Below are 26,407 nucleotides of genomic sequence, written 5' to 3'. Positions count from 1 at the left end.
CATCAAGGGATTGGAACAAAGGATACAGAGCATGAGTTCAACCCCCATTATTGTCGTCAAGGGCCTCGGCAAATCGGTTCGCCTCGGCCAGGAAAGCCTCACCATCCTTGAAGGGATCGATCTGCAAGTCAATAGCGGCGAGACGGTGGCGCTGGTCGGCGCCTCCGGCTCCGGCAAGTCCACCCTGCTGGGGCTGCTGGCCGGGCTCGATCTGCCGAGTCAGGGGGATATCGAGATCCTCGGCAAATCCCTGGGCGAGCTGGATGAGGAGGGGCGGGCCCGGTTGCGCGCCGAGCAGATCGGTTTTGTGTTCCAGTCGTTCCTGCTGCTCCCGACCATGACGGCGCTGGAGAATGTGATGCTGCCCGCCGAGCTGCGCGGTGAACGGGATTGCGAACCAAGAGCCCGCGAGCTGCTAGCTGCGGTCGGACTTGGCGAGCGGTTGAACCATCTGCCGCCACGGCTCTCCGGCGGTGAGCAGCAGCGGGTGGCCATCGCTCGTGCCTTTATGACCCGTCCCAGTCTGCTGCTGGCGGACGAGCCGACCGGCAACCTCGACAGCAAGACCGGTGAGAAAGTGATCGAGCTGCTGTTTGAACTCAATCACAAGCACGGCACCACCCTGGTGGTAGTGACCCATGACCATCAGCTTGCCGAACGCTGTCAGCGGCAAGTGGTCATGACGGCGGGTCGGCTGGATCGCGAGGTGGCCCATGATGTGGTGTAACGGGGTGAGCTGCGGGTCAAGCGGGAGATGCAAGGGATGATGCAGTGGCGATTGGGATGGCGACTGCTGCGCCGGGAAGGTTTCAGCGGCGAGCTGCGCTGGTTTGTGCTGGCGCTGGCCCTGAGCGTGGCGTGCGTCTTGAGTGTGGCATTGGTGGCGGATCGGCTCGATGCCGGACTCAAGGCGTCGGGCCGCGACTTTATCGGAGCGGATCGGGTGCTGCGCACCGCCGCCGCCCTGCCGGATGGCTGGCTAGCCCGGGCTAAACAGGATGGCTTGGCGGTGCAGACCACCGTCAGCTTCAACAGCATGCTGTTTCACGGTGATGCGTTGCAGCTTGCCTCCATTCGGGCGGTGCCCGATGGTTTTCCCTTCTATGGCAAACTCACTCTGGAACCTGCCCGCGCCCCGGCTCCCGGCGAGATCTGGCTCTCCGCCCGGGTGATGCAGCTGCTCAAGGCCAAAACGGGGGATGAGCTTGAGGTAGGCAATACGGTGCTCAAGGTGGCAGGCCTGCTTGGCGAGGAGCCGGATCAGGGCTTCAGCCCCTTCCTGCTGGCGCCGCGTGCGCTGATCCACAGTGCCGATATCGAGGCGACCGGCGCCCTGTTGCCGGGCAGTCGCCAGCAGTGGCGCTATCTGTTCAAGGGGCCACGGGAATCGCTGGCCCGTTACGAACAGTGGCTGCTGCCGCAGTTGCAGGCCGGACAGAAGTGGATCAAACCGGATGACAGCGAATCCCAGGTGGGCCGCTCGCTGGCCAATGCCGAACGTTTCTTCCGGCTTGCCTCGCTAAGCGGGGTGTTGCTGGGGGCGTTGGCGATGGGGATTGCGGTGCGCCACTTTGCCGAGCGCCAGACCAATATGGTGGCGCTGCTCAAGACCCTGGGGGCATCCCGTCGCTCGCTCTGGCAACTGATGGGAACCCTGCTGCTGTCGCTGACGCTGATTGGTGCGTTGCTGGGTCTGGTGGCGGGCACAGCCATGCAGTGGATCACCTTGCAACTGCTGGGGGATCTGCTGCCGCCGGATCTGCCGCCCCCCTCCTGGCGCCCCTTTGCGCTGGGCGTGGCAGTGGCGCTCTTTATCACCCTGCTGCTCGCTTTTGTGCCCTTCTTGCGGCTGCTGAAGGTGCCGCCGCTGCGGGTATTGCGCCGGGAGCTGGAGGCGGGGATTCCCCCCTGGCTGGCCCTGCCGGTCGGCCTGTTCGGGCTGTTTGCGCTGGTCTGGGGCTTTACCGCCGATGTACGGCTGGCGCTGGGGCTGGTGGGTGGCATGGGCTTGCTGATGGGGCTGCTGGCCCTGCTGGCGGCGCTGATGTTGCGGCTGGGAGCGAGAGTGAGCGGGCCTCATGCCTTGCGGCTGGCGCTGGCCCACCTGTCGCGCGAGCGCAGCAGCGGCCTGTTTCAGCTGGCGGGCTTTGCGCTGGCATTGATGCTCTTTGGCTTGCTCTGGGCGGCCCGGGTCGATCTGCTGGATGAGTTTTCGGCACGTCTTCCCGTCGATGCGCCCAACCGTTTTCTGGTCAATGTGGCCGAGAACGAGCGGGAGGGGATCCTGAGCGAGCTGGCGGCAGCCGGGGCCACCACTTCCGATTTCTATCCCATGGTGCGTGGCAGGCTGACCCATATCGCCGGTGAGGCGGTGGGCGAGGGGGCCAGCAGTGGCCGCGAGGGGGTCGATCGTGAGCTCAACTTCACTACCACGGCAACCCTGCCCATCGACAACAAGCTGGTGGCCGGGAAATGGCTCGCCGGGCCCGGCGAGGTGTCGGTGGATAGCGAGTTGGCCAAGCGACTCGATATCAAGCTGGGGGACATGCTCGCCTTTACCATCGAGGTGCGCAGCTTCGGTGCCAGGGTCACCAGTTTGCGCAGCATCAAGTGGGACAACATGCGCCCCAACTTCTACATGATCTTCTCCGAGGATCTGCTGGCATCCTTCTCCCGTACCTGGCTTGGTAGTTATCGATTGCCCGAGGCGGGGCGCACTGCCGAGGTGGAGTTGATCCGCCGTCACCCCACGGTGAGTCTTATCGATGTGGATGACCTGATTGCGCGGCTCACTCAGGTCTCGGAGCAGGTGAGTAGGGCGCTGGCGCTGATGCTGGGGCTGGTGACAGTGGCCGCGCTGCTGGTGCTGCTGACCCAGACCCAGGCCAGCATGGCCCAGCGTCGGCGCGAGCTGCTGTTGATGCGCACCCTGGGGGCCAGCAGCGACCTGCTGAAAAAGATGCTGCGTTGGGAGCTGGTGGCCAGTGGTGCGCTGGCGGGGCTCTGTGCCGCCATGGTGGTGGAGCTCTGCTCTTTTGGCCTGCAGTGGTGGTGGTTCGAGGGGCAGTGGCAGTTCCACTGGGCCATCTGGCTCGGCCTGCCGACGCTGGGGGCACTGCTGGTGACGCTGGCGGGGCAGGGGATGCAGCGTCAGCTGCTGGCTGGCACCTTGAGCGATCGGCTGCGGGGGCTGGGTCAGGGACTGTTGTAATCCTGCCAGTGCGAGCCGATGCCACTGAGTGCAATAGTGCAGCCACAATAAACAAGCAGCCCGGCCATTGGCCGGGCTGCTTGCTATGTGGGGCGCTGACGAGCGGACGCCGCGAGCGGGTGTGAGTTAGCGGGGCTCACGCAGAAGATTGGTGAGGGCGCTCGGCAGCTCGGGATAGCTGAAGTGAAAACCGGCCTGTTGCAGTCTTGTTGGTATCACCTTTTGTCCGGTCAGCAGCAGATCTGCCGCCTCCCCCATCACCAGTTGCAACAGCGGCGCCGGGACGAAGAAGATATGCGGGCGGTGTAGCGTCGCAGCCAGGGTCTGGCTGAACTCCCGGTTGCTGACCGGATGGGGCGCAGTGCCGTTGAAGATGCCGCTGCACTCTTCGTGATCCAGCAAGAACAGCATGGCGCGCACCAGATCCTGCACATGGATCCAGCTCATCATCTGGCTGCCCGATCCCATGGGGCCGCCGAGTCCGAGTCGGTATGGGGGGAGCATTTTGGGCAGGGCGCCACCATCCATGCCAAGCACCAGCCCGATCCGCACGATACAGACCCGGGTTTGGCGGCTCTGGGCCTCCTGCGCCAGGGTCTCCCACTGTTGGCAGAGCTGGTGGGTGAATTCGTCGTTGGGGGAGCGACACTGCTCGTCGAGGGTTTCGGTGCCCTGTCTGCCATACCAGCCGATGGCGGAGGCGTTGATCAGCACCTTGGGCGGCGTGCTGGATAGCTTGATGAGATCCACCAGCTGCTCGGTCAACAGCCAGCGGCTATCGCAGAGCAGCTGTTTGCGCGACTCGCTCCAGCGTCCGGCGGCGATGGGTTCACCGGCCAGATTGATCACCGCATCCACGTCATTGAGGTCATCAAGCCGGTCGAGGTTATCCAATACCTTGATATCGTGGCCGAGCAGGGAGTAAGCGCGGCTCCCCTGCCTGCTCAATACCACGACCTCGTGATTGACCTTGAGATGGGCAACCAGCTTGCGGCCGATAAAGCCGGTCCCTCCGGTAATAAGAATCTTCATCGCTGCACGCTCCTGCTGCCGTTTGCTCTACTCTAATGGCGTCGTCCTCCTGCAACAAGTGGACGAGTTTGGCATGTTTTATTCACTCGACTGGTTTTAACTCTATCCTCTTCTTACGACATATTGTTGAACAATAGTTTGAATTGATTGATTTTTGTTGGGTGGAGATTTGTTGATCAATCGCTATTATGGCGACCCTTTTCGCCTGTCCAACGAGGCTGTCACCCATCATCCGAGCATCAAAGAGGCCGCCATGCCATTTCGTCGTTTGAAACTTCGCCAGCTTTACTCGAGGATTCTGGTAGCGCTGCTGATGGGGGGCGGGATCCTGCTGCTGGGGGTTATTGCCGTTATCTGGCAGACGGTGACGGAGATAGAGCGTGATGCCGATTCACGGTTGCAGCATGCCCGTATGATGTTTGATCGTTCCATCGGCCATGCCCGGCAGGCGGCCATCAATGTGGAGGGGATGCTAGGTCACTCGTGCAAGGAGGCGGCACAACTGCTGCGCGAACAGGTGGCCACGGTGCCCGATGTCCGTTCCGCCAATCTGGCTGTCGGCAGCCACATCTACTGCACCTCGCTCTATGGTGACTACGATGGCCCCTTCAATCCTGACAGTTATGTGGATGGCAGGCTGCAACTGTTGCCAGGCAATGAGGTCACACCGGATCGCCCCTTGATCGTGCTGCGTCATGAAACGGACAAGGGGAGTGTGCTGATCGGTGTAGATGGCTACTACCTGCGCAATACCCTCGAGATCTCCAGCAAGAACTCCCCGATGGCTCTGGTGGTGGGGCAGAGGGCACTGTTTGGCTCAGGTCAGGTCGGGGCGGCGCCCTCTCCGACAGAAGAAGGTTATATTGCCCTCGCTTCGGCCGATTTCCCCTATCAGGTCGTCACCCGGGTCACGGTGCATGACTACTGGAGCCACGCATGGCGCTACTCCAGATATACCTTGTTCCTCTCTCCGTTGCTGGCGCTGCTGATTGGATTCGGCACCTTCAGGCTGATGGGGCGTAGCAGCTCACCAGCGGAAGAGCTCAAGCGGGCGTTGATCGAGGAGGAGTTTATCCCCTATCTGCAGCCGGTGGTCTCCGGTGAGGATGAGCAGTGGCGTGGCTGTGAGGTGCTGATGCGCTGGCAGCATCCCAAGCAGGGGATGATCTCGCCGGATCGCTTTATTCCGCTGGCGGAAGATAGCGGGTTGATCGTGCCCATGACCAGCCTGTTGATGGCGCAGGTGCGCGATCACTTCTCCCCTTATGCCCGCAAGTTGCCGGCAAAGTTCCATTTTTGCTTCAATATCAGCGCCAAGCACTTTCAGGACCTTGACCTGTTGGCTGACTGCAAGGCGTTTCTTGACGCATTTAAAGACAATCCCGTTGATTTGGGGCTGGAGCTGACCGAGCGTGAACTGCTGGTGGCTGATGAGACAACCGCTCAGATGTTTGCCGAACTGCGCAAACTGGGCGTCTTGATCTCTATCGATGACTTTGGCACCGGTCACTCCAGTCTCACCTATCTGCAACAGTTTCAGGTCGATGCACTCAAGATTGACCGGAGCTTTGTGGAGATGATCGGCACGGATGCACTCTCCAGCCATATCGTTGAAAACGTGATTGATCTGGCGAAGCGACTTGAATTGATCCTGATCGCGGAGGGGGTCGAGAAGCAGTCGCAGGCGGACTACCTGCGGGCTCGCCACGTTGACTATCTGCAAGGGTATCGTTACAGCCGTCCCATTCCGATGAAGCAGTTTTGCAAGACCCTATTTGGCTGAACGGTTTAATGGGGAGCATAAAAAACCAGCGATCGCTGGTTTTTTGTTGATACGGTTTGGCTTGGGCGATCAGAGCATGCGCTGGAGGGCGCGGGCCAAGCGTTTGACCCCCTCTTCAATGGTCGCTTCATCGACGCAGGAGAAGCTCAGGCGCAGGGTGTTCTTGATCTCGGGGCGCACGTAGAAGGGGGCGCCGGGTACGAAGGCCACTTTCTCCTTGATCGCCTCGTCAAACAGCGCCATGGCGCTGATGTGGGCTGGCAGAGTCAGCCAGAGGAACATGCCCCCTTCCGGTCTGGTGTAGCTGACGCCGGGCGGGCAGTGACGGGCCAGTGCAGCCTCCATGGCGGCACGCTGGCGACCATAGACCTCCTTGATCTTCTCCAAGTGAGCGTCGAGGGAGTTGTCGGTCAGGAAGCGGTGCAGAACCTGCTGGCTGAAGGCGTTGCTGTGCAGGTCGGTCGCCTGCTTGGCGATGGTCACCTTCTTGCGCAGCCAGTCCGGCACCAGCATCCAGCCCAGACGGAAGGCGGGCACCACGGTTTTGGAGAAGGAGCCGAGCAGCACGGTATTGTTCGGCGCCAGCTTGGCAATCGGGGGCAGATGTTCCCCCTCGAAGCGCAGCTCGCCGTAGGGATCATCTTCCACCATCAGGAGCTCGTGGCGCACCAGTCGCTCAGCCAGCGCCTCGCGGTTGGCACGGCTGTAGGAGATGCCACTCGGGTTCTGGAAGTTGGGGACGCCGTAGAGCAGCTTGGCATTGGAGCCACTTGCCAGCAGCGCATCCAGCGCTGCCAGATCCAGCCCGGCTTCGCCGAGGGTGATTGGCTTGAAATTCGGTTGATAGACAGAGAAGGCCTGAATGGCGCCCAGATAGCCCGGCTCTTCGATGATGAGATCCTGCCCCTCGTCGATCAGCACCTTGCCCAGCAGATCCAGCGCCTGCTGGGAGCCGCTGGTGATGAGGATGTTGTCCGGATTGACCTGCATGCCGTGGCGTGCCAGATAGCGGTCGGCAATGTACTGGCGCAGCGGCGCATACCCTTCGGTCGCCGCATATTGCAGGGCGGCAGCCCCCTGTTCGCGCAGCACATCCTGACAAGCCTGATCGATCGCCTTGACCGGAAACAGGTGAGGATTGGGCAGGCCGCCGGCGAAGGAGATGATCTCTGGATTGGCGGCAACTTTGAGGATTTCACGGATAAAGGAAGGCTCGACCTTCTCGAAGCGCTGGGCAAAAAACGGCTGCATAGGCAATTCTCTCGGCATGTGGGCGGTCGCTCCATTCGACCGCCAGGTTATCCGTTTGTATCAGATTTCAGAAATGAGGCAATGATTGTCACAAAAATCGCTAAAAAAGGGCTGGATTGGCTCTACTGCGGATTATATTGGACGGTTAGTCGGAGTAGTGATGCCAGTAAGGGGGCAGGGGATCGGCTGGCTGGAATATTTGTTGCTCGAAACACTTGCGCCTTGGGCCCATCTTGGGATAATTCGCTCCCCTGTTTTTGCGGTGCGATGAAATAGCGGGCCGCAAGCGATCCCCTGGCGGGATTGGACACCAGATGTATTACCCGGATTGATGAAATAACGAGACCATTATGCCTGTGACCCAAGATGTATTTAACGAAGACGGCAAGTTCATGCGCAAGATCCGCAGCTTTGTCCGTCGCGAAGGCCGCCTGACCAAAGGGCAGGAGAAGGCCCTGGAAGAGCTCTGGCCGGTCATGGGCATCGATTTTGAGCCAAAGCAACTCGATCTGGTCGCACTGTTTGGCCGTGAAGCACCTGTGGTGCTGGAGATCGGCTTTGGCATGGGCGCCTCTCTGGTCGAGATGGCCAAGAATGCCCCCGAGAAGAACTTCATCGGCATCGAAGTGCACTCCCCGGGCGTGGGCGCCTGTCTGGGTACCGCTCAGGAAGCGGGGGTCACCAATCTGAAGGTGATCTGCCACGATGCGGTCGAGGTGCTGGAGCACATGATCCCGAACGGTTCACTCTCCTGCCTGCAGCTCTTCTTCCCGGACCCCTGGCACAAGAGCCGTCACCACAAGCGCCGCATCGTCCAGCCGGCGTTTGCCCAGGACATTCGCCAGAAGCTGGCCATCGGTGGCGTGTTCCACATGGCGACCGACTGGGAAAACTATGCCGAGCACATGCTGGAAGTGATGAGCGTAGCCGAGGGTTACGAGAACACCTCTGCTACCGGCAACTGGGTGCCGCGCCCTGACTGGCGCCCGCTGACCAAATTCGAGCAACGTGGCCATCGTCTGGGGCACGGGGTTTGGGATCTGATTTTCAAGCGTGTCAGCTGAGCTGGCACGTCAACACACCTAGCGTATCAACTAACTTGAGGAGCTATCATGGCCAATCGTAGCCGCCGCCTGCGCAAGAAACTGCGCGTCGATGAATTCCAGGAAATGGGTTTCGACATCAGTTTCAACTTCCCGGTCGGCACTGCCGAAGAGACCATCGATGCGGTAGTCGATGCGATGATCGATGAAGTGATCGAGCCCCGCAAACTGGCTTTTGCCGGCTCCGGTCACCTGGCCTGGGAAGGGATGATCTGCACCCAGCAACTGGGCAAGTGTACCGAAGAAGACCGCGCTGCCGTCAAATCCTGGCTGGAAGGCAAGGGGATGGAAGCCGTGGTCGTTACCGAGCTGTTCGACCTCTGGTACGGTGAACCGGCCTGATACAAGGCTGCCGCATCTGGCGCCTTGTTGTGGGTAACTGAAAAATCCCGCCGCTGGCGGGATTTTTGTCAGTGGGGATGGGATCTCCACCGCTGTTTTAGTCATGGAATCGCTTATTGCTTATGGTGTTGTCATCCGAATTACTGGCCAGCATCCTTGAAGAGGTGCGCCCGTTGCTGGGACAAGGCAAGGTGGCCGACTACATTCCGGCACTGGCTCAGGTACCGGCCGATCGGCTGGGTATCGCAGTCTGTACCGTCGAGGGGGAGCTGTTCACCGCCGGTGACGCTTTTGAACCCTTCTCCATCCAGAGTATCTCCAAGGCCCTGAGCCTGACCCTGGCACTCACTCTCTATCAGGAGGAGGAGATCTGGGCCCGGGTTGGCAAGGAGCCCTCTGGCCAGCCCTTCAACTCGCTGGTTCAGCTCGAGTTCGAGCAGGGGATCCCCCGCAACCCCTTTATCAATGCCGGGGCGCTGGTAGTGAGCGATCTGCTGGAGACCCGCCTCACTGCGCCGCGTCAGCGTACCCTCGAGCTGGTGCGCCGTCTTTCCGGCAATCCGGCCATCATGGCGGATCAGGTGGTCGCCCGCTCCGAATATCAGCACTCTGCCCGCAACGCCGCCATCGCCTATCTGATGAAGGCCTATGGCAACTTCGAAAACGAAGTGGACAAGGTGCTGCAAAGCTACTTCAATGCCTGTGCCATTCGCATGAGCTGCGTCGATCTGGCGCGGGCATTCATCTATCTGGCCAACCGTGGTGTGCCACTGGGTGAGAGCGTGCCGCTGCTGCCCGCCCGTACCACCAAGCAGGTCAACGCCCTGCTCGCCACCTGCGGCCTCTATGACGAGGCGGGCGATTTTGCCTATCGGGTCGGCATGCCGGGCAAATCGGGTGTCGGCGGCGGTATCATCGCCCTGATCCCGGGCGAGCTCTGCGTCTGTGTCTGGTCGCCCGAGCTCAACAAAGCCGGTAACTCGCTGGCGGGCACGGCGGCGCTGGAGCTGCTGGCCGAGCGGCTGGGTCGCTCCATTTTTTAACCTTGTTCACTATGAATCGAGAAATCACCATGAAACGACATCTTCGCTTCCTGCAGGCCGCGCTGGCGACCTTACTGCTCTGGTGTGCCCTGCCCGCCGTGGCAGGGGAGTTGCCACCGCTCTCGCTGGCCGATGCCAAGGCCAAACAGGCTGTCATCCTGGATACCCGCGCCAGCTACTTCTATCAGGGGTGGCCGATGGAAGGGGAGAAGCAGGGCGGCCATGTGGCGGGCGCCGAGAATCTCTCTGCCGAGTGGAAATACAGCGATGAAGAGTGGCCAAAGGCGCTCGAGATCAAGGGACTGAAGGCCGATCGTCCGGTTGCCCTCTATGGTGCGTCCCGCGAAGTGGCCGAGGTGGCCCGTCTGCTGCGCAAGCAGGGGATCAAGCAGCTGTTCGAGCTGCAAGGGTGGCAAGCCGCACCGCGCGAGTCGCTGGCACGCTGGCAGCAGCTGGTCTATCCGCGCTGGTTGGCGGATCTGCAAGAGGGCAAGCCGGTTGCCGCGGCGCCCAAGGGTGACTGGAAGCTGTTTGAAGTGGATTGGGGTTCACCCAAGGCCTACCTCATCAGCCACATCCCGGGGGCCGGTTATATCGATACCAACAGCCTCGAAGAGGAGCCGCTGTGGAACAAGGTCTCTGACGAAGCGCTCAAGAAGCTGCTGCTGGATAACGGCATCCGTCACGACACCACCGTCATCCTCTATGGTCGCAACACCATGGCTGCTGCCCGTGCCGCGCACCTGATGATGTATGCGGGGGTGGAAGATGTGCGCCTGCTGGACGGTGGTCTGGATGCCTGGTTTATCCAGCACCTGCGCACCGAAACGGGTCTGCCCAACAAATATGAGCCGGTGAAGGAGTTTGGCGTGACCATTCCCGCTCACCCCGAGTACTACACCACGCTAGGTCAGGCGAAAGAGCTGCTCAAGCAGCCCGATAGCGCACTGGTCAGCGTGCGCACCTGGGACGAGTTTGTCGGCAACACCTCAGGTTATAGCTACATCAAGCCGAAGGGCGATATCCCGGGGGCCAAGTGGGGTCATGGTGGGGTGGATGCCAACAGCATGAGCGACTTCCACAACCCGGACGGCACCATGAAGCCGGCCCGCGAGATCCTCGCCATGTGGGAGCAGTGGAATATCGAGCCAACCCATCAGGCTGCGTTTTACTGCGGTACCGGCTGGCGCGCCTCCGAGGCCTTCTTCTACGCCTGGCTGATGGACTGGAAACGGATCAGCGTCTACGACGGCGGTTGGTACGAGTGGAGTTCAGATCCCAAGAACCCGACAGTGACCGGTGAGCGTCAGCCTGCCAAGTCATGATTGCGCTCTTGCGCTGAAAAGAAGAGGCCGGACAGAGATGTCCGGCCTTTTTCATTGCGCTCGCCACCCGGCCAGACAGCGAGGCTAAGTCGCTGATTATTGACGGCGATCCCGCTTTGCTCATCGCACCATCCCGTGCCGTGCGATTGAACTAGGCTTCAAGAAACATCCTCGTGGTGAGGATGATCGCAGAAGAGGCCGCAATGAAAAAACTGATGATGATCCTGGTGTGCGCCCTGGGGCTGGTGGCATGCAGCTCCCAATACATCATGAGCACCAAGGATGGCAAGATGATCACCACAGAGAGCAAACCCAAGCTGGACGAGAGCACCGGCATGTATCGCTATTACGATCATGAAGGGCGCGAGGTCATGATCAAGAAAGATGACGTGACCCAAATCATGGAGCGCTAAGCGCTCTCTTGCTGCAAGGGCCGCTATCTGCGGCTCTTCTCTTTTCGCCGAAAAGTCGCGCTGTTTTCTCTGTTTATCCCCGCACATTCGCAGCAAATTCAGCTTTGATACAGCTTCCGTTATGGTTTAACCCTTATCATCACACTCCATTTTTTATTGGAGGTGTTATGTCCTTGATGTCTATCTGGAATTCCCGTTTTTCTGCACGCAGCTTGCTGGGTGGTGCCTTGCTGGTGGTGGCGTCAGCCAGCCATGCCGGTGACGATCAGTTCACGCTGGGGCGGACTATTTTGCTGGGAGCCGGTGATCATGGTGCGACAATTCCTTTGGTGGTTTGCCGTCAGACCAAATATATCAAGGTGAAGGCGGAGCGTGATTTGACCCTGGATCGGGTGGTGGTGACCTATGGTGGTGATCGTACCAAGACCATTCGTTTCGATCGGGAAATGAGCAGTGATAAAGAGACCGAGTGGAAATCACTGGGCTCGCGTCGCTGTGTGAAAAAAATCGAAGTGTACGGTAATTCAGAGCGCAGCAAAGCGGGCGTAAAAGTATTCGGCCGCAAATAATTGATGCGGTTTTTCTGCGCAGACAGATGAGTTAAAAATAATGGCGAGCCGTGGCTCGCCATTATTTTTTATGGTCGGGTTCGCTATTTTTTCGGCCGAAATGGCTTGATGACGGTTTCATCGCACTCAAGATACGGCCCTTCCATCAAATCGATACAGTAGGGGATGGCGGGGAAGACTGCATCCAGACATTCGCGGATTGATTTGGGCTTGCCCGGCAGATTGACGATCAGGGTATCGTCGCGCAGCCCGGCAGTCTGGCGCGAAAGAATGGCGGTCGGCACAAATTTGAGGGATTCGGCCCGCATCAGCTCGCCAAAGCCCGGCATCATGCGGTCACATACCGCCTCGGTCGCTTCCGGCGTGACATCCCGCTTGGCCGGGCCGGTGCCGCCTGTGGTGACGATGAGACAGCACTGCTCCTCATCCGCCAGCCGGATCAGGGTCGCTTCAATCTGATCCTGCTCATCGGGGATCACCTGATAGACAGGTTCCCACTCCGAGGTCAGATAGGCGTTCAGGGTGTCGATGATGGCCTTGCCGGAGAGGTCTTCATAGATGCCCGCGCTGGCGCGATCGCTGACGGTGACGATACCGATTTTTGCCTTGCTCATGGTCTGCTCTTGAATGTCCGATAAAAGTGGCAATTAAAATAACATAATCAGTGAGATATGTTAAACCGTCAGGAGATGACGCGGGTCGGTGAGGGAAGAATAAAGTGTCGAATGAAGCAAAATAAGGCCACCCGGATTTTTATTTGCAATAAAAAACAGAAAATCACAACCTAAAATGTATAAGTGTTTTATCTCGCCTGAATTAAAAACAATCGCTTGTTTCCAAACACAATTAAAATAGATAGACACCCTCGTAGTGACCATTGTCCGGTTTAGTCGCCAGTGGATGGATTGAACCCTTTTTAGCTGCGTCGTATATACAGGTTTATATGGCTGGGACGTGATGGTGTGGTACCGCAGTGTGTTGCCAGCAATAGTCGCCAAGGAGGGCATATGGAGTTGCCTGATTTTGACACCCTGAAGGATTTGGCTTCGAGTGAGCCTTCCCGGCTGGATGCGATTCTGGAGCAGCAGATCGATCAGTTGATGGCCCGTGCGAGCCCCGATCAGCGGCGCCGTCTGCGCGGGTTGCAGTTCAAGATTGATGGTCAGCGCCGGCTGGCGAAAAACAATCTTGATAGCTGTATCCGGATTACCAACATGATGCGGGAATCTTTTTATTTGATGCGCAGCGAAATGAGCCAGTTTAGAGAAGAGGGGGACCCTCCGCCTGAAAGCGATGGCAGTGGTAAAATAATCCATCTGGCGGACTATCGACGTCGCAAATAATCTGCAATAACCCCTTTGGTTGATATTTCAGCCAAATCGGTGAGACCATGATAAATGGAATTGCTGGCGATCTGATTGTTATGGTTTTTAATGTTAGTCGTAATGTATTTGTGATGTAATCTATTTTCTCCTTCTTGTAATAACTAATTAGTCAGGTTGTGATAGGGGTGGATGAATAACAGTAAAAGTTAGGCTAATATGGCCGAAATTTTTATTGCTACGACTCGAAGGGATTATGAGAAGTATCACACCAAGACGGGTGTTGTCGCGGGAGCAACAGACAGAGATCACCCGCATTATCGTCAAGGTGGGTCAGATGTTGGCCCAGTTCGGGGCGGAGAGCCGGATCATCGAGCAGACCACGGTGCGGCTGGGGATGGCGCTGGGGCTGGAGAGTGTCGAAATGGCCATCTCTTCCAGTGCCATCGTGCTCACCAGTCTCTATCAGGGGGGCTGTGTTACCACTACCCGGCGGGTGCGTGAACATGGCATCAACATGCAGGTGGTGTGCGAGATCCAGCGGATCTGCATCATGGCGGAGAAAGAGCTGATCGGTGCCCGTGAAGTGCGCCAGCGCCTCGAAGCCATCGTCCCCTTTCACTATCACCCCTGGCTGGTGGTCCCCATGGTGGGGCTCTCCTGTGGTGCCTTTAGCCTGCTGTTTGGCGGTGACTGGCCCATCTTCCTGGTGACCTGTTTCTCGTCTGCCGTGGCGATGCGGGTGCGCCAACTGATGGCCCGCCATCACCATAGCCCGCTCATCAACTTTGCCGCCACCGGCTTTATTGCCACCTTGCTCTCCTCCAGCGCCACCTTTTTTAACTGGGGTGACCAGCCCTATCTCGCCATGGCGGCCAGCGTGCTGCTGCTGGTGCCGGGCTTTCCGCTGATCAATGCGGTCTCCGACATGGTGAAGGGCTACTTCAACATGGGGCTGGCCCGCTGGGGGACTGCGACCCTGCTGACCATCAGCGCCGCCATAGGTATCATTTTGGCCATGTCGGTCACCGGGATCTGGGGGTGGAAGGTATGAAGGCTGTCGACTCTGTATCGGCCAGCGGGAATGGGGTTGCCCTGCTCACCATCAGTGCACGGATCAATACCGGCATCATTCTCGCCATGTCGGTCACGGGGATCTGGGGGTGGAAAGTATGATGGATTTGCTCTGGCTACTGGCCAAGGATGCCTTCTGGTCCTCCATCCCGGCGGTGGGGTTTGCCATGCTGTTCAACGTGCCACCACGGATGCTGAAATATTGCGCCATGGGCGGCGCGCTGGCCCACAGCTTGCGTACCCTGCTGATCCACTACGGCATGCCCATCGAGTGGGCGACGCTGGCGGCGGCGACCACGGTCGGCTTTGTCTGCGTCTACTGGTCGCGCCGTCTGCTGGCACCGCGTCCGGTGTTCAGCGTTGCTTCCATTATTCCGATGATCCCGGGCAGTTATGCGTTCAAAACCATGATTGCGGTGGTAGAGCTCAATATCAACGGCGTGACCATGGAGTTGATCCAGAGTGCGGTGGAGAACGGCCTCAAGGCGCTCTTTATCGTCGGTGCCCTCAGTTTCGGTTTGGCGATCCCCTCTCTGGTCGTGTACCGTAACCGCCCCATAATCTGACAGACGGTGAGAGGCCCCATGAAGATTTCCATGATTGCCGCCATGGCCCACGACAGGGTGATCGGCAAGGACAACCAGATGCCCTGGCATCTGCCTGCCGATCTGGCTCACTTCAAGCGTGTCACCCTCGGTAAACCGGTATTGATGGGGCGCAAGACCTTCGAATCTATTGGTCGACCGCTGCCCGGACGGCGCAATCTGGTGATCAGCCGCAATCCCGACTATCAGGTCGAGGGCATTGAGGTGGTGGGCTCCGTCGAGGCGGCGCTGGCTCTGTTGGCAGGCAGCTTGGTGGAGGAGTTGATGGTGATCGGTGGTGGTCATCTCTATGCCGAGATGTTGCCGAGTGCGGATTGCCTCTATCTGACGCAAATCGATCTGGCGGCGGAGGGAGATACCCGTTTCCCTGCTTTTGATGATGGCCAGTGGCAACGGATTGAGTGCGAGAGCCACCCTGCCGATGAGAAGAACCCGCACCCCTATAGCTTCGAGACCTGGCAGCGCCGCTGACGGACAAATGCTAATGGGCAAATAACAACAAGGGCATCTTCGGATGCCCTTGTTGTTCTGTTGGGTTTTCAAGACGGGATTAGATGCCTGAGCCGTCGTTCTCGCCATTTTCCTCGTGCAAACCGCACTCGCGCTTGAGGCCGAAGAAGCGGGTCTGCTCCTCGCTCATGCCCGGCTCCCACTTGGCGGTGGTGTGGATATCGCCCACCGAGAGATAACCCTGCTCCCACAGCGGGTGGTAGGGGAGGTCGAACTCCTTGAAGTAGTAGAAGACATCCTTGTTGCTCCAGTCGATCACCGGCAGGAACTTGAAGCGGCCGCGCTGGATGCCCAACACCGGCAGCTTGCCACGGCTGCCGGACTGCTCCCGGCGCAGGCCGGAGAACCAGGTCTGGGCCCCCAGCTCACGCAGGGCGCGGTCCATCGGCGCCACCTTGTTGAGCTGGTTGTAGCGGGTGATCCCCTCCACCCCCTGCTCCCACAGGAGACCGAAGCGAGCCTCCTGCCAGGCAGGGCTGAGCTCGGCCCGGTAGATCTTCAAGTTGAGCGCGAGGTGCTCGGTCAGCTCGTCGATGAAACGGTAGGTCTCGGGGAAGAGATAACCGGTATCGGTCAGCACTACCGGCACGTCGGCCCGCTCGCGGCTTACCAGATGGAGCATCAGTGCCGCCTGAATGCCGAAGCTGGATGAGAGCACATGCTCCCCCGGCAGATTGGCCAGGGCCCAGCGCACCCGCTCGGGGGCACTCATGGTATCCAGCTCCCGGTTGAGGGGCACCAGTGCCTCGACTTGCTCCTCACGGCCGAGGGCCAGCAATGCCTGCAGGTCAAGGCGGCCATCTTCAGTGACATTAAGCGGCAGATTAAGCGGCATAGAAGTCCCTCGCAGAATCGATAACGGGGGCAATTACCCCAACCCGGATCACGAAGTCGCCGAAGCACTCACCCTGATTGCGCTCGGTGGCCCAGCGGCCGATCAGCGCGTCCAGTTCGGCCAGGATCTGCGGCTCGGTGATGTTCTCCTGATAGAGGCGCGGAATGCGGGTCCCCTCCAGATTGCCCCCCAGATGGAGGTTGTAGCGGCCGGGCGCCTTGCCCACCAGACCTACTTCCGCCAGCATGGCGCGGCCGCAGCCGTTGGGGCAACCGGTGACCCGGAAGATGATGGCGTCATCCGCCAGCCCATGTTTGGTGAGCAAGCCCTCGATGTCGGTGACAAACGCTGGCAGCATGCGCTCGGCCTCGGCCATCGCCAGCGGGCAGGTGGGCAGGGCCACACAAGCCATGGACTGCTTGCGCTGCTCGCTCACGCCATCATCCAGCAAGCCGTATTGGCGCGCCAGCCCTTCGATGCGGGCTTTCTCGCTGGCAGGCACCCCTGCGATGATCAGGTTCTGGTTGGCGGTCAGGCGAAAATCCCCCTGATGCACCTTGGCGATCTCCAGCATGCCGGTTTTGAGCGGCTTGCCCGGGAAGTCAAGCAGGCGGCCATTCTCGATAAACAGGGTGAGGTGGTGCTTGCCGTCGATCCCCTCGACCCAACCGAAGCGATCGCCACGGCTGGTGAACTCATAGGGACGAACCGGCCCGAACTGGATGCCGGCGCGGCCCTCTACCTCGGCCTTGAAGGCTTCGACGCCGACGCGCTCGAGGGTGTACTTGGTCTTGGCGTTCTTGCGGTTTACCCGGTTACCCCAGTCGCGCTGGGTGCTGACCACGGCGGCCGCCACCTCCAGCACGTGAGAGAGCGGAATAAAGCCAAAATCGCTCGCCTTGCGCGGATAGGTGCTGGTATCGCCGTGGGTCATGGCGAGGCCCCCGCCCACCAGCACGTTGAAGCCAACCAGTTTGCCACCTTCGGCAATGGCCACGAAGTTGAGATCGTTGGCGTGGATGTCCACGTCGTTGTGAGGCGGGATCACCACAGTGGTCTTGAATTTGCGCGGCAGGTAGTTGGAACCCAGGATCGGCTCTTCGTCACCTCCCAGCTTCTCGCCGTCCAGCCAGATCTCCACGTAGGCGCGGGTCTTGGGTAGCAGGTGTTCGGAGATCTTCTTGGCCCACTCGTAGGCCTCCTGATGCAGCTCGGACTCCACCGGGTTGCTGGTGCAGAGCACGTTGCGGTTCACATCGCCGGCGGTGGCGATGGAATCGATGCCGGTGCTGTTGAGGGTCTGGTGCATCAGCTTGATGTCGCGCTTCAATACCCCGTGGAACTGGAAGGTCTGACGGGTGGTCAGGCGGATGCTGCCGTAGAGGCTGTGCTCTTCGGCGAACTTGTCGATGATCTGCCACTGGGCCGGGGTGATGATCCCACCCGGCAGGCGGGCACGCAGCATGACGTTGTGCAGCGGCTCCAGCTTCTGGGCGGCGCGCTCCGGGCGGATGTCGCGGTCATCCTGCTGGTACATGCCGTGAAAGCGGATCAGCTGGAAGTTGTCGCCGTTGAAGCCGCCGGTGAGCGGATCCTGCAGATCTTGCTCAATGGTGCCACGCAGGAAGTTACTCTCGCGCTTGAGGCGCTCGTTGTCGGCCAGCGGCCCTTCGACCGGTCCCGCTTTTGGGTGAGAAAGAGGTTGTTTGCTCATCAATAGACATCCCTTTGATAACGTTTGGCACGACGCAATTCGCTCAAATACTCTTCTGCTTCCTCACGGCTCTTGTGACCGTGTTCGGCAATCACTTCCAGCAGGGCCTCCTGTACATCCTTGGCCATCTTGTTGGCGTCACCACACACATAGAAGTGAGCGCCTGCTTCCAGCCACTGGTAGAGCTCAAGCCCTGCCTCGCGCAGGCGGTCCTGCACATAGATCTTGTTGGCCTGATCCCGGCTGAAGGCTAGCGAGATCTTCGACAGCAGCCCCGATTTCACATAACGCTGCCACTCCACCTGATAGAGGAAATCCTGGGTAAAGTGGGGGTTGCCGAAGAAGAGCCAGTTCTTGCCTTCCGCGCCCTGAGCTTCCCGCTCCTGCATAAAGGCGCGGAACGGGGCGATGCCGGTTCCCGGGCCCACCATGATGACGGGGGTATCGGGGTTTTGCGGCAAGCGGAAGTTGTCGTTGTGCTCGACAAACACCCGCACCTCACCATCCTCAATGAGCCGATCCGCCAGATAGGAGGAGGCGGCGCCAGAGCGCACAGTGCCATCTTCCTGCGGGTAACGCACCACGCCGACGGTCAGGTGTACCTCCTCTTCCACTTCGCTCTGGGCGGAGGCGATGGAGTAGAGGCGCGGGGTGAGGGGTCGCAGCAGGCTGGCCAGCTGCTCGGCCGTGAGCTCGGTCGGGAAGCGTTTCAGTACATCCACCACTTGGGCAGAGGCGACCAGTGCATTGACCTGGGCCTTGTCGCCAGCCAAGTCTTTCAGCGCTGCGTTCTCCGATATGTCAGCGAGTCCTGTGATAAAGCCGCCGTGCAGCCGGGTCAGTTCGAAGTGACCGGTCAGTGCGGTACGCAAGGTGCCGTGGGCTGTGGCTTCATCACCAGAGAGGCCGGTCAGGGCCAGCACTTCCCCCACCAGGTCGGCGTCATTGTCGAACCAGACACCGAGGGCATCCCCCGGCTGATAGGTGAGGCCGGAGTCGGCCAGATTGATCTCGATATGGCGGATATCCTTGGTGGAATCCCGGCCGGTGATCTTCTGATTGACCGACAGGCGGGCAGGGAAGGGGTTCTCCTTGCTGTACTGGCTGTGGCCAACCGCCTGCTGCACCGCGCTGGTCACGCTGCTGCTGGCCGCTCCGGTAGAGAGGGTCGTGGCAATGGCGTTGAGCGCTTGTTCGCCCCACGACTTGGCTGAATCCTGATAGTCCACATCGAGGTTGGCGAGTTCATAAATGCGCTCGGCTCCAGCGGTGGCGAGGAAGTTGTCAAAATCTTTGCCGGTCTGGCAGAAAAATTCGTAGGAGCTGTCACCCAGCCCCAGCACCGCGAACTTGAGGCCGTCCAGCTTGCCAATCTTGCCTTTTTTAAGCTGCTCGAACAGATCGACGGCGCTCTCCGGCGGTTCACCCTCCCCGTAAGTGCTCACTACCACCAGCAGATGGCTCTCTTTCTTGAGCTGCTTGGGTTTGTAGTCGGCCATCGACGCTAGGGTGACCGGTAGACCGCGGGCCTCGGCCTGCGCCTTGATGGCAGTGGCGACCCCTTTGGCGTTGCCGGTCTGGGAGCCGTAGAGAATGGTCAGGCTGCCGCTGGGCGCAGCCACGGCGGCGCTGGCTGCAACGCTCTGCTGACCGGTCTGGGAGAGGCCGTAGAGATATCCGCTCACCCAGGCCAGTTGCTGGGTATTGAGGGTCGAGAGTACCTGACCCAACTGACGTTGCTGCTCGTCAGAGAGGGGGGAGAGGTTGAATGGGGAATCCTTCAATTGCATCACACGGGTCTTCCATGGTCTGATTTTTGGCCAGATTAAAGGGCGTGTTGGCTAACAACAAAGAATAAAAATATCTTCTTTATTCCATTATTGAATTTTGAAAGTGATTTTGCGGTATAGGAGATAGAAAAACGCCCCGCAGTTGCGGGGCGTGTTTATTGGCTATCACGCTCGGGATTGACCCAAGGGATTTAGCTGACTTCTGTGGGCCTTATTTCTGCGGACGCAGGGCCGGGAACAGAATGACGTCACGGATGGTGTGGCTGTTGGTGAACAGCATTACCAGACGGTCGATACCGATGCCCTGACCGGCAGTCGGCGGCAGGCCGTGTTCCAGTGCGGTGACAAAGTCGGCGTCGTAGAACATGGCTTCGTCGTCGCCTGCTTCTTTCTGATCAACCTGATCCTGGAAGCGCTTGGCCTGGTCTTCTGCATCGTTCAGCTCGGAGAAGCCGTTGGCCAGCTCGCGGCCACCGATGAAGAATTCGAAGCGGTCGGTTACGTCCGGGTTCACGTCGTTGCGACGAGCCAGCGGAGAAACGGCAGCCGGGTACTCGGTGATGAAGGTCGGTTGCAGCAGCATGTGCTCCACGGTCTCTTCGAAGATCGCGGTGATCACGTGGCCCAGCTCCCAACCCTTCATCAGCTCGATGTGCAGACGCTTGGCAACGGCCTTGGCGCTCTCGAGGGTAGTCAGATCGTCTAGGGTCACATCCGGGTTGAACTTCAGGATGGACTCGACCATGGTGAGGCGCTGGAACGGCTGACCGAAATCGATGGTCAGGCCCTCTTCGCCCTCTTTGGCGTAACGGATCTTGGTGTCGCCCAGGATGTCCTGCGCCAGGGTGCGCAGCAGCTCTTCGGTCAGGTCCATCAGATCGATGTAGTCGGCGTAGGCCATGTAGAACTCGATCATGGTGAACTCGGGGTTGTGACGCACCGAGATACCTTCGTTACGGAAGTTGCGGTTGATCTCGTAGACACGCTCGAAACCACCGACCACCAGACGCTTCAGATAGAGCTCCGGAGCGATACGCAGGTACATGTCGATGTCCAGCGCATTGTGGTGAGTGACGAACGGACGCGCGGAGGCACCACCCGGGATGACTTGCATCATCGGGGTTTCCACTTCCATGAAGCGCTTTTCATTGAAGAATTTACGGATACCGGCAACCACCTGGGTGCGGATCATGAAGGTCTTGCGGGACTCTTCGTTGGCGATCAGATCCAGGTAGCGCTGGCGGCAGCGAGCTTCCTGGTCGGTCAGGCCTTTGTGCTTCTCGGGCAGCGGACGCAGCGCCTTGGTCAGCAGGCGGATATCGGAAACGTGAACGGAGAGCTCACCGGTCTGGGTCTTGAACAGGGTACCTTCGACACCCACGATGTCGCCCAGATCCCACTTCTTGAACTGCTCGTTGTAGAAACCTTCCGGCAGGTCGTCACGGGTGACGTAGACCTGGATCTTGCCGGCCATGTCCTGCAGGGTGGCGAAAGAAGCCTTGCCCATGATCCGGCGGGTCATGATGCGACCGGCAATCTTCACCCGTTTACCCAGGCTCGTCAGCTCCTCGGCGCTTTTGTCGTCGAACTCTGCGTGCAGATCGCCAGAGAGGCTGTCGCGACGGAAGTCGTTGGGGAAAGGATTACCCTGGGCGCGCAGGGCGGCCAGCTTGGAACGACGCTCGGTCATCTCGTTGTTGAGTTCGAGAGTTTGGTCGACTTCCGGAGTGATGGTTTGTTCAGACATGGTGATTCCTGCTTGTTTACAGACCTGATTTCAGGCTGGCTTCGATAAACTTGTCCAAGTCACCGTCGAGCACCGATTGGGTATTACGGGTTTCGACGCCGGTGCGCAGATCCTTGATACGGGAGTCATCCAGCACATAGGAACGGATCTGGCTGCCCCAACCGATATCAGACTTGGTCTCTTCCAGGGCTTGTTTCTCAGCGTTCTGCTTCTGAATTTCCAGCTCGTAGAGCTTGGCTTTCAGCTGCTTCATACACTGGTCTTTGTTTTTGTGCTGGGAACGGTCGTTCTGGCACTGTACCACGACACCGGTCGGAACGTGGGTAATACGTACCGCGGATTCGGTTCGGTTAACGTGCTGACCACCGGCACCGGAGGCACGGTAGACGTCGATCCGCAGATCCGCCGGGTTGATCTCGATATCGATATCGTCGTCGATCTCGGGGTAGACGAACACAGAACAGAAGGAGGTGTGACGGCGGCCACCGGAATCGAACGGAGACTTGCGAACCAGACGGTGTACGCCGGTTTCGGTACGCAGCCAGCCGAACGCATATTCGCCGGTGAACTTGATGGTGGCGGATTTGATACCGGCCACGTCGCCTTCGGAGCATTCAATCAGCTCGGGCTTGTAACCGTGGGCATCGCCCCAGCGCAGGTACATGCGCAGTACCATGTTGGCCCAATCCTGTGCTTCGGTACCACCGGAGCCGGATTGAATATCGATATAGCAGTCGGAGCCGTCGTGCTGGCCGGAGAACATGCGGCGGAACTCGAGATCCACCAGCTTGGCTTCCAGCTGTTCGGATTCGGCGATGGCTTCGTTGAAGGTCTCTTCGTCTTCCCCTTCCACGGCCAGGCTCACCAGCATCTCGACGTCATCCACGCCCTGGGTCAGGGTGTCGATGGTGCCGACTACGTTTTCCAGCGCTACGCGCTCTTTGCCCAGCGCCTGTGCGCGCTCGGGTTCATTCCATACGTCCGGCTGTTCCAGCTCGGCGTTGACCTCTTCTAGACGCTCTTTCTTGGCGTCATAGTCAAAGGTACCCCCTAAGAAGCTCGGTCCGCTCAGACAGCTCCTTAAGTTTATTTAATACGGGATTAACTTCGAACATCGTGAAAACTCTCAGGGTCGATGTGATTTAAAAACGGGATATTCTAGCCAATTGTGGAAGGAATAAACAGGGTTGCCTTGGCTTGTGCGGCTCATGTCGTCAATTTCTGGTGCACTTTTCTCCACCTCGGTAGAAAATATCGCCCGCCGACCCATTTTCAGGTTCAGTTTTGGCCATTCGGGTCGCTAATGACTACGTGTAGTGTTGTGCAATTTAGGGAAAAACCCGCTCCTCACCTCAATAAGAAGAACACATGATGAAAAACCTGTCACTCAAGCAGAAGATACTGTTGTCAGTGGTGATCGCCCTTTCGTTGGTGATTTTGTTGCTCTCCTGGCAGAGCTATAGCAGCCAGAAATCCCTGTTGCTGCAAGGCAGCCAGGAGCAGTTGCAACGGTTGGGTACCCAGCAGGCCGAGCGTGTCAGCGACTGGCTCGCCGCCCGTCGCGACGTGATCCAGGCGCTCGGCAACAAGGCCGGTACCGAACCCCTCAATGCCTTGCAACAGGCACAAGTTTCCGGCCGTTTCCAGCTCACCTATTTCGGTGAGAGCAGCGGCAAGATGAATGACTCCGATCCTTCCATCAACCGCGATGGCTACGACCCGCGCTCCCGCGGCTGGTATCAGGAGGCGATGAGCAAAGGTGGCCTGATTGTCACCAAACCCTATCTCGATGTGGCTTACAACATCATGGTGGTCACTCTGGCCCAGCCGGTTTCTGGCGGGGTTGTCGGTGGTGACCTCTCCATCGCCTCGCTGGTGGAAGACGTGACCAAGATGCAGCTGCCTGCCGACGGTTTCGCCATCATGATGCACAAGGATGGCACCATCATCGCCTACAAGGATGCTGCCAAGGCGATGAAACCGGCCAGCGAGATCGACAACGATCTGACCAACGCGCTGATCGAGCAGAGCAAGTCGAGCAAGGAACTGGTTCCTGCCTACTTCGACAACGAAGGTCGCGACAAGCTGCTGTGGGCGGCTGATATCCCCGACACGGATTGGGAGCTGGTGCTGGTGCTGGACAAGGCCGCGCTGGAAGCGCCGCTCTCCTCCCTGCTGATGACCCAGCTGGGGATGGCGCTACTGGTGCTGGTGGGTAGCATCCTCGCTATCTCCTGGCTGGTCAGCATGCTGCTTGGCCCGCTCACCAAGGTCTCCCAGGCACTGGCCCGTATTGCCGATGGTAATGGCGATCTGACCCAGCGCATCAAGATCGACGCCAACGACGAAGTGGGCCAACTGGCCAACAGCTTCAACCGTTTCGTCGGTAGCCAGCATCAGCTGATCGGCAATATCCGTCAGCTGGCCAACGAGCTGAACGCCGATGCCGAGCGGAGTCTGGTGACCAACCAGGCCGCGGTGGACGAGCTGCAGCGTCAGCAGCAGGAGGTGACCATGGTCGCCACGGCGGTCACCGAGATGGCGAGCGCTACCATGGAGATCGCCGGCAACGCCGAGAATACCGCCGCCGCTGCCCAGCAATCTGCCCAGAGCAGTGAGCAGGGCAAGATGCTGGTCAACAAGACCCGCCAGTCCATCAATGGTCTGGCTGAAGAGGTGGGGCAGGCGACCGAGGTGATCGGCGAGCTGAGCCGTCACGCGCAGGCGATCACCAGCATTCTCTCCACCATTCAGGGGATTGCCGAGCAGACCAACCTGCTGGCGTTGAACGCGGCCATTGAAGCGGCCCGTGCTGGTGAGCAGGGTCGTGGTTTTGCGGTGGTGGCTGATGAGGTGCGGGTGCTGTCGCGCCGTACTCAGGACTCCACGCAGCAGATCCAGTCCACCATCGAGACCCTTCAACAGACCACTGCCCGCGCGGTGAGCCTGATGCAGACCAGTCAGGGGCTGGCGGACAACAGCGTGCAGGATGCCGATCAGGCGGTGCGCGCTCTGGAAGAGATCACCAGCGCCATCTCCCTCATCTCCGACATGGCGGGTCAGATCGCCACCGCCGCCGAGGAGCAGACCCAGGTGACCGGCGAGATCACCCAGAACACCACCGCCATCAAGGATGTGAGTGACGAGATCACCGCCGCCGCCATGCGCGATCTGGATCAGGCCCACAGCCTCAAAGGGCGTGCAGCTGACCTTAACCAGCAGGTGTCGACCTTTATCCTGTAAGATGCAACACTCGGCCTGTTCCGGCTGAGATAAACAAGCCCCGCCCTCTGTCGAGTGCGGGGCTTTTTGTTGTTCGGGGGAGTGCGGGTAGTTCGGGTTGCTTGCGGGTCACCCTGGTGGCGGATACGTGCCCCGGCTCTGCCTGCGTCAGCTGGCGAGTAGAGAGCAAGCAAAGAGCCCACCGAAAGGTGGGCTCTGACCATATACGTCTGACGGAAAGGGAATTACAGGAATGGCATCGCCATAAACAGCTTGATCACCATGGCGTTGATGATGTCGATAAAGAAGGCGCCCACCATGGGCACCACCAGAAACGCCAGGTGGGAGGGACCGAAGCGCTGGGTAATGGCCTGCATGTTGGCGATGGCTGTCGGGGTGGCCCCCAGGCCAAAGCCGCAGTGACCTGCCGCCAGCACGGCCGCATCGTAATTTTTGCCCATCACCCGGAAGGTGACGAAGATGGCGTAGAGCGCCATTGCCACTGTCTGGGCGGCCAGCAAAATGAAGATTGGCAGGGCCAGGCTGGCCAGATCCCACAGTTTCAGGCTCATCAGCGCCATGGCGAGGAACAGCGACAAGCTGACGTTGCCCAGCAGGGAGACCTCGCGATCGCTCACCTCATGCCAGTTCAGCAGTGTCAGGACGTTGCGCAGCAGCACGCCGACAAACAGCACGCAGACAAAGATCGGCAGCTCGAAGGCGCCCCCTTTGAGCGAGGCGGAGAGCAGCTCGCCGCCCTTGAGGCTGATGGCGATCAATGCCAGCGTTTCGATAACGCTGAAAGTGGTGAGGGGGCGCTCCATGTCGGGCATTTCGAAGCCCTGGGGGGCCTCATCCTGATTGTGCTCCTCACCGGGCACCTGCACTTTCTTCACCAGATAGCGGGCGACAGGGCCACCGATCAGGCCGCCCAGCACCAGACCGAAGGTGGCACAGGCGATGGCGAGCTCAGCGGCGGATTGCACGCCGTACTTCTCGGAGAAGGTTGCGCTCCAGGCTGCCCCGGTGCCATGGCCGCCGGAGAGAGTGATGGAGCCTGCCAGCAGCCCCATGTGGGGATCCAGACCGAGCAGGGTCGCCAGACCGACACCCAGACTGTTCTGCACCAGCAGCAGGCCGGTGACCACCATCAGGAAGGTAACCACCGCCTTGCCGCCGCGTTTCAGGCTGGCGAGATCGGCGGAGAGACCGATGGAGGCGAAGAAGGCCAGCATCAGCGGGGTTTGCAGACTGGTATCAAATTGCAGCTCCATCTGCAGGGTGGAGCGCAGCAGTAGCAGTACCAGCGCGACCACCAGGCCGCCGGCTACCGGTTTGGGGATGTTGAAGGTACGCAGCAGCCCGACTCGGGTAACCAACACCCGGCCAAGCAGCAATACCAGAGTGGCAGCGACCAGCGTTGCGTAGGAATCAAGTTGTAACATTCAGTACTCCCATGTTGATTGGCTGTGTCTTTCATAGCAAAAGACTTACAGATTCAGCCGGGATGAAAACA

24 protein-coding genes are annotated in these 26,407 nt (G+C 59.5%); 15 read left to right on the top strand and 9 right to left on the bottom strand.

The window, feature by feature from the left end:
* Positions 1-31: 31 nt before the first annotated feature.
* Both VF684_RS08385 and VF684_RS08380 read left to right on the top strand, forming a co-directional pair.
* Positions 32-727 (top strand): ABC transporter ATP-binding protein, encoded by a 696-nt coding sequence (locus tag VF684_RS08385; RefSeq protein WP_376899810.1) that lies wholly within the window; start codon positions 32-34, stop codon positions 725-727.
* A 36-nt stretch (positions 728-763) separates the two neighbouring features.
* Positions 764-3,211, top strand: coding sequence for an ABC transporter permease (locus tag VF684_RS08380; RefSeq protein WP_440174132.1), 2,448 nt, complete (start codon positions 764-766; stop codon positions 3,209-3,211).
* Positions 3,212-3,337: 126 nt separating this feature from the next.
* Here the strand turns inward: VF684_RS08380 and VF684_RS08375 are convergent, their stop codons facing one another.
* Positions 3,338-4,243 carry a TIGR01777 family oxidoreductase gene (locus VF684_RS08375; RefSeq protein ID WP_376899814.1) on the bottom strand — a complete coding sequence of 302 codons (906 nt, stop codon included), beginning with the start codon at positions 4,241-4,243 and terminating at the stop codon, positions 3,338-3,340.
* A 253-nt stretch (positions 4,244-4,496) separates the two neighbouring features.
* Between VF684_RS08375 and VF684_RS08370 the strand changes: the two genes are divergently transcribed.
* On the top strand, positions 4,497-6,026 hold the full coding sequence (locus VF684_RS08370) for an EAL domain-containing protein (protein WP_376899816.1): 1,530 nt from the start codon (positions 4,497-4,499) through the stop codon (positions 6,024-6,026).
* A 69-nt stretch (positions 6,027-6,095) separates the two neighbouring features.
* On the opposite strand, the gene VF684_RS08365 is transcribed toward VF684_RS08370, so the two are convergent.
* On the bottom strand, positions 6,096-7,277 hold the full coding sequence (locus tag VF684_RS08365) for an aminotransferase-like domain-containing protein (RefSeq protein WP_376899818.1): 1,182 nt from the start codon (positions 7,275-7,277) through the stop codon (positions 6,096-6,098).
* A gap of 350 nt (positions 7,278-7,627) precedes the next feature.
* On the opposite strand from VF684_RS08365, the gene trmB reads away from it, so the two are divergent.
* The 6 genes from trmB (at position 7,628) to VF684_RS08335 (ending at position 12,072) form a co-directional block, all read left to right on the top strand.
* A complete protein-coding gene (trmB, locus tag VF684_RS08360) occupies positions 7,628-8,341 on the top strand; it encodes a tRNA (guanosine(46)-N7)-methyltransferase TrmB (RefSeq protein WP_167556970.1) in 714 nt (237 codons plus the stop codon).
* A 48-nt stretch (positions 8,342-8,389) separates the two neighbouring features.
* The gene (locus VF684_RS08355; RefSeq protein WP_139409537.1) at positions 8,390-8,722 is read left to right on the top strand and encodes a YggL family protein; all 333 of its coding nucleotides are present in this window, start codon (positions 8,390-8,392) and stop codon (positions 8,720-8,722) included.
* Between the two features lie 122 nt (positions 8,723-8,844).
* Complete coding sequence (gene glsB, locus VF684_RS08350; protein WP_005348151.1) at positions 8,845-9,765, top strand: glutaminase B; 921 nt, start codon at positions 8,845-8,847, stop codon at positions 9,763-9,765.
* Positions 9,766-9,794: 29 nt separating this feature from the next.
* Complete coding sequence (locus tag VF684_RS08345) at positions 9,795-11,090, top strand: sulfurtransferase (RefSeq protein WP_376899820.1); 1,296 nt, start codon at positions 9,795-9,797, stop codon at positions 11,088-11,090.
* Positions 11,091-11,293: 203 nt separating this feature from the next.
* Entirely contained in the window at positions 11,294-11,503 is a 210-nt protein-coding gene (locus VF684_RS08340; RefSeq protein ID WP_005335219.1) for a YgdI/YgdR family lipoprotein, read from the top strand.
* A 167-nt stretch (positions 11,504-11,670) separates the two neighbouring features.
* A complete protein-coding gene (locus tag VF684_RS08335) occupies positions 11,671-12,072 on the top strand; it encodes a DUF2541 family protein (RefSeq protein ID WP_005335217.1) in 402 nt (133 codons plus the stop codon).
* An 83-nt stretch (positions 12,073-12,155) separates the two neighbouring features.
* Here VF684_RS08335 and mog read toward each other — a convergent pair whose 3' ends face one another.
* Complete coding sequence (gene mog / locus VF684_RS08330) at positions 12,156-12,686, bottom strand: molybdopterin adenylyltransferase (RefSeq protein WP_005354170.1); 531 nt, start codon at positions 12,684-12,686, stop codon at positions 12,156-12,158.
* 393 nt (positions 12,687-13,079) lie between these two features.
* On the opposite strand from mog, the gene VF684_RS08325 reads away from it, so the two are divergent.
* The 5 genes from VF684_RS08325 to folA all read left to right on the top strand — a co-directional run bounded on the left by VF684_RS08325 (position 13,080) and on the right by folA (position 15,544).
* Positions 13,080-13,415, top strand: coding sequence for a DUF3135 domain-containing protein (locus tag VF684_RS08325; RefSeq protein ID WP_139730846.1), 336 nt, complete (start codon positions 13,080-13,082; stop codon positions 13,413-13,415).
* Between the two features lie 235 nt (positions 13,416-13,650).
* Positions 13,651-14,448: a threonine/serine exporter family protein gene (locus VF684_RS08320; protein ID WP_005348133.1), complete on the top strand. Its 798-nt coding sequence runs from the start codon at positions 13,651-13,653 to the stop codon at positions 14,446-14,448.
* A complete protein-coding gene (locus VF684_RS08315) occupies positions 14,445-14,570 on the top strand; it encodes a hypothetical protein (protein ID WP_005335209.1) in 126 nt (41 codons plus the stop codon). The genes VF684_RS08320 and VF684_RS08315 overlap by 4 nt, the downstream gene beginning before the upstream one ends.
* Positions 14,567-15,034, top strand: coding sequence for a threonine/serine exporter family protein (locus tag VF684_RS08310; RefSeq protein ID WP_026035076.1), 468 nt, complete (start codon positions 14,567-14,569; stop codon positions 15,032-15,034). The genes VF684_RS08315 and VF684_RS08310 overlap by 4 nt, the downstream gene beginning before the upstream one ends.
* A gap of 18 nt (positions 15,035-15,052) precedes the next feature.
* Positions 15,053-15,544, top strand: a complete 492-nt coding sequence (gene folA / locus VF684_RS08305) for a type 3 dihydrofolate reductase (protein WP_139730847.1) — start codon at positions 15,053-15,055, stop codon at positions 15,542-15,544.
* Positions 15,545-15,623: 79 nt separating this feature from the next.
* On the opposite strand, the gene VF684_RS08300 is transcribed toward folA, so the two are convergent.
* The 5 genes from VF684_RS08300 to prfB form a co-directional block, all read right to left on the bottom strand.
* Positions 15,624-16,418 (bottom strand): phosphoadenylyl-sulfate reductase, encoded by a 795-nt coding sequence (locus VF684_RS08300; protein WP_139730848.1) that lies wholly within the window; start codon positions 16,416-16,418, stop codon positions 15,624-15,626.
* A complete protein-coding gene (gene cysI / locus VF684_RS08295) occupies positions 16,408-18,132 on the bottom strand; it encodes an assimilatory sulfite reductase (NADPH) hemoprotein subunit (RefSeq protein ID WP_139730849.1) in 1,725 nt (574 codons plus the stop codon). The genes VF684_RS08300 and cysI overlap by 11 nt, the downstream gene beginning before the upstream one ends.
* The gene (locus VF684_RS08290) at positions 18,132-19,922 is read right to left on the bottom strand and encodes an assimilatory sulfite reductase (NADPH) flavoprotein subunit (RefSeq protein WP_162516094.1); all 1,791 of its coding nucleotides are present in this window, start codon (positions 19,920-19,922) and stop codon (positions 18,132-18,134) included. Before VF684_RS08290 ends, cysI begins: the two co-directional genes overlap by 1 nt.
* Before the next feature lie 211 nt (positions 19,923-20,133).
* The gene (gene lysS, locus VF684_RS08285) at positions 20,134-21,669 is read right to left on the bottom strand and encodes a lysine--tRNA ligase (RefSeq protein WP_376899824.1); all 1,536 of its coding nucleotides are present in this window, start codon (positions 21,667-21,669) and stop codon (positions 20,134-20,136) included.
* A gap of 16 nt (positions 21,670-21,685) precedes the next feature.
* Positions 21,686-22,784, bottom strand: a protein-coding gene (gene prfB / locus VF684_RS08280) for a peptide chain release factor 2 (protein ID WP_100645262.1) whose coding sequence is annotated in 2 segments (ribosomal slippage) — positions 21,686-22,708 and positions 22,710-22,784 — 1,098 coding nt in all. Because the reading frame shifts where the segments join, the coding sequence is not laid out codon by codon here.
* 256 nt (positions 22,785-23,040) lie between these two features.
* On the opposite strand from prfB, the gene VF684_RS08275 reads away from it, so the two are divergent.
* The gene (locus tag VF684_RS08275; RefSeq protein ID WP_139439966.1) at positions 23,041-24,912 is read left to right on the top strand and encodes a methyl-accepting chemotaxis protein; all 1,872 of its coding nucleotides are present in this window, start codon (positions 23,041-23,043) and stop codon (positions 24,910-24,912) included.
* A gap of 224 nt (positions 24,913-25,136) precedes the next feature.
* On the opposite strand, the gene gltS is transcribed toward VF684_RS08275, so the two are convergent.
* Positions 25,137-26,336 (bottom strand): sodium/glutamate symporter, encoded by a 1,200-nt coding sequence (gene gltS, locus VF684_RS08270; RefSeq protein WP_005348115.1) that lies wholly within the window; start codon positions 26,334-26,336, stop codon positions 25,137-25,139.
* Positions 26,337-26,407 lie beyond the last annotated feature (71 nt).

It is taken from the genome of Aeromonas sp. Lyrl_2 (assembly GCF_051948815.1).
Taxonomy (GTDB): domain Bacteria; phylum Pseudomonadota; class Gammaproteobacteria; order Enterobacterales; family Aeromonadaceae; genus Aeromonas; species Aeromonas veronii.
The sequence above is the reverse complement of the archived record's forward strand: the minus strand, read 5'-3'. Positions and strand labels throughout refer to the sequence as shown.

Coding starts and splice junctions, on each gene's coding strand:
- VF684_RS08335 (WP_005335217.1), top strand. CDS start 11,671: ATGTCCTTGATGTCTATCTGGAATTCCCGTTTTTCTGCACGCAGCTTG.
- gltS (WP_005348115.1), bottom strand. CDS start 26,336: ATGTTACAACTTGATTCCTACGCAACGCTGGTCGCTGCCACTCTGGTA.
- VF684_RS08385 (WP_376899810.1), top strand. CDS start 32: ATGAGTTCAACCCCCATTATTGTCGTCAAGGGCCTCGGCAAATCGGTT.
- VF684_RS08355 (WP_139409537.1), top strand. CDS start 8,390: ATGGCCAATCGTAGCCGCCGCCTGCGCAAGAAACTGCGCGTCGATGAA.
- VF684_RS08340 (WP_005335219.1), top strand. CDS start 11,294: ATGAAAAAACTGATGATGATCCTGGTGTGCGCCCTGGGGCTGGTGGCA.
- VF684_RS08325 (WP_139730846.1), top strand. CDS start 13,080: ATGGAGTTGCCTGATTTTGACACCCTGAAGGATTTGGCTTCGAGTGAG.
- VF684_RS08275 (WP_139439966.1), top strand. CDS start 23,041: ATGAAAAACCTGTCACTCAAGCAGAAGATACTGTTGTCAGTGGTGATC.
- VF684_RS08310 (WP_026035076.1), top strand. CDS start 14,567: ATGATGGATTTGCTCTGGCTACTGGCCAAGGATGCCTTCTGGTCCTCC.
- VF684_RS08320 (WP_005348133.1), top strand. CDS start 13,651: ATGAGAAGTATCACACCAAGACGGGTGTTGTCGCGGGAGCAACAGACA.
- VF684_RS08375 (WP_376899814.1), bottom strand. CDS start 4,243: ATGAAGATTCTTATTACCGGAGGGACCGGCTTTATCGGCCGCAAGCTG.
- VF684_RS08365 (WP_376899818.1), bottom strand. CDS start 7,277: ATGCAGCCGTTTTTTGCCCAGCGCTTCGAGAAGGTCGAGCCTTCCTTT.
- VF684_RS08300 (WP_139730848.1), bottom strand. CDS start 16,418: ATGCCGCTTAATCTGCCGCTTAATGTCACTGAAGATGGCCGCCTTGAC.
- VF684_RS08290 (WP_162516094.1), bottom strand. CDS start 19,922: ATGCAATTGAAGGATTCCCCATTCAACCTCTCCCCCCTCTCTGACGAG.
- VF684_RS08345 (WP_376899820.1), top strand. CDS start 9,795: ATGAAACGACATCTTCGCTTCCTGCAGGCCGCGCTGGCGACCTTACTG.
- lysS (WP_376899824.1), bottom strand. CDS start 21,669: ATGTCTGAACAAACCATCACTCCGGAAGTCGACCAAACTCTCGAACTC.
- VF684_RS08380 (WP_440174132.1), top strand. CDS start 764: ATGATGCAGTGGCGATTGGGATGGCGACTGCTGCGCCGGGAAGGTTTC.
- mog (WP_005354170.1), bottom strand. CDS start 12,686: ATGAGCAAGGCAAAAATCGGTATCGTCACCGTCAGCGATCGCGCCAGC.
- cysI (WP_139730849.1), bottom strand. CDS start 18,132: ATGAGCAAACAACCTCTTTCTCACCCAAAAGCGGGACCGGTCGAAGGG.
- VF684_RS08370 (WP_376899816.1), top strand. CDS start 4,497: ATGCCATTTCGTCGTTTGAAACTTCGCCAGCTTTACTCGAGGATTCTG.
- VF684_RS08315 (WP_005335209.1), top strand. CDS start 14,445: ATGAAGGCTGTCGACTCTGTATCGGCCAGCGGGAATGGGGTTGCCCTG.
- folA (WP_139730847.1), top strand. CDS start 15,053: ATGAAGATTTCCATGATTGCCGCCATGGCCCACGACAGGGTGATCGGC.
- glsB (WP_005348151.1), top strand. CDS start 8,845: ATGGTGTTGTCATCCGAATTACTGGCCAGCATCCTTGAAGAGGTGCGC.
- trmB (WP_167556970.1), top strand. CDS start 7,628: ATGCCTGTGACCCAAGATGTATTTAACGAAGACGGCAAGTTCATGCGC.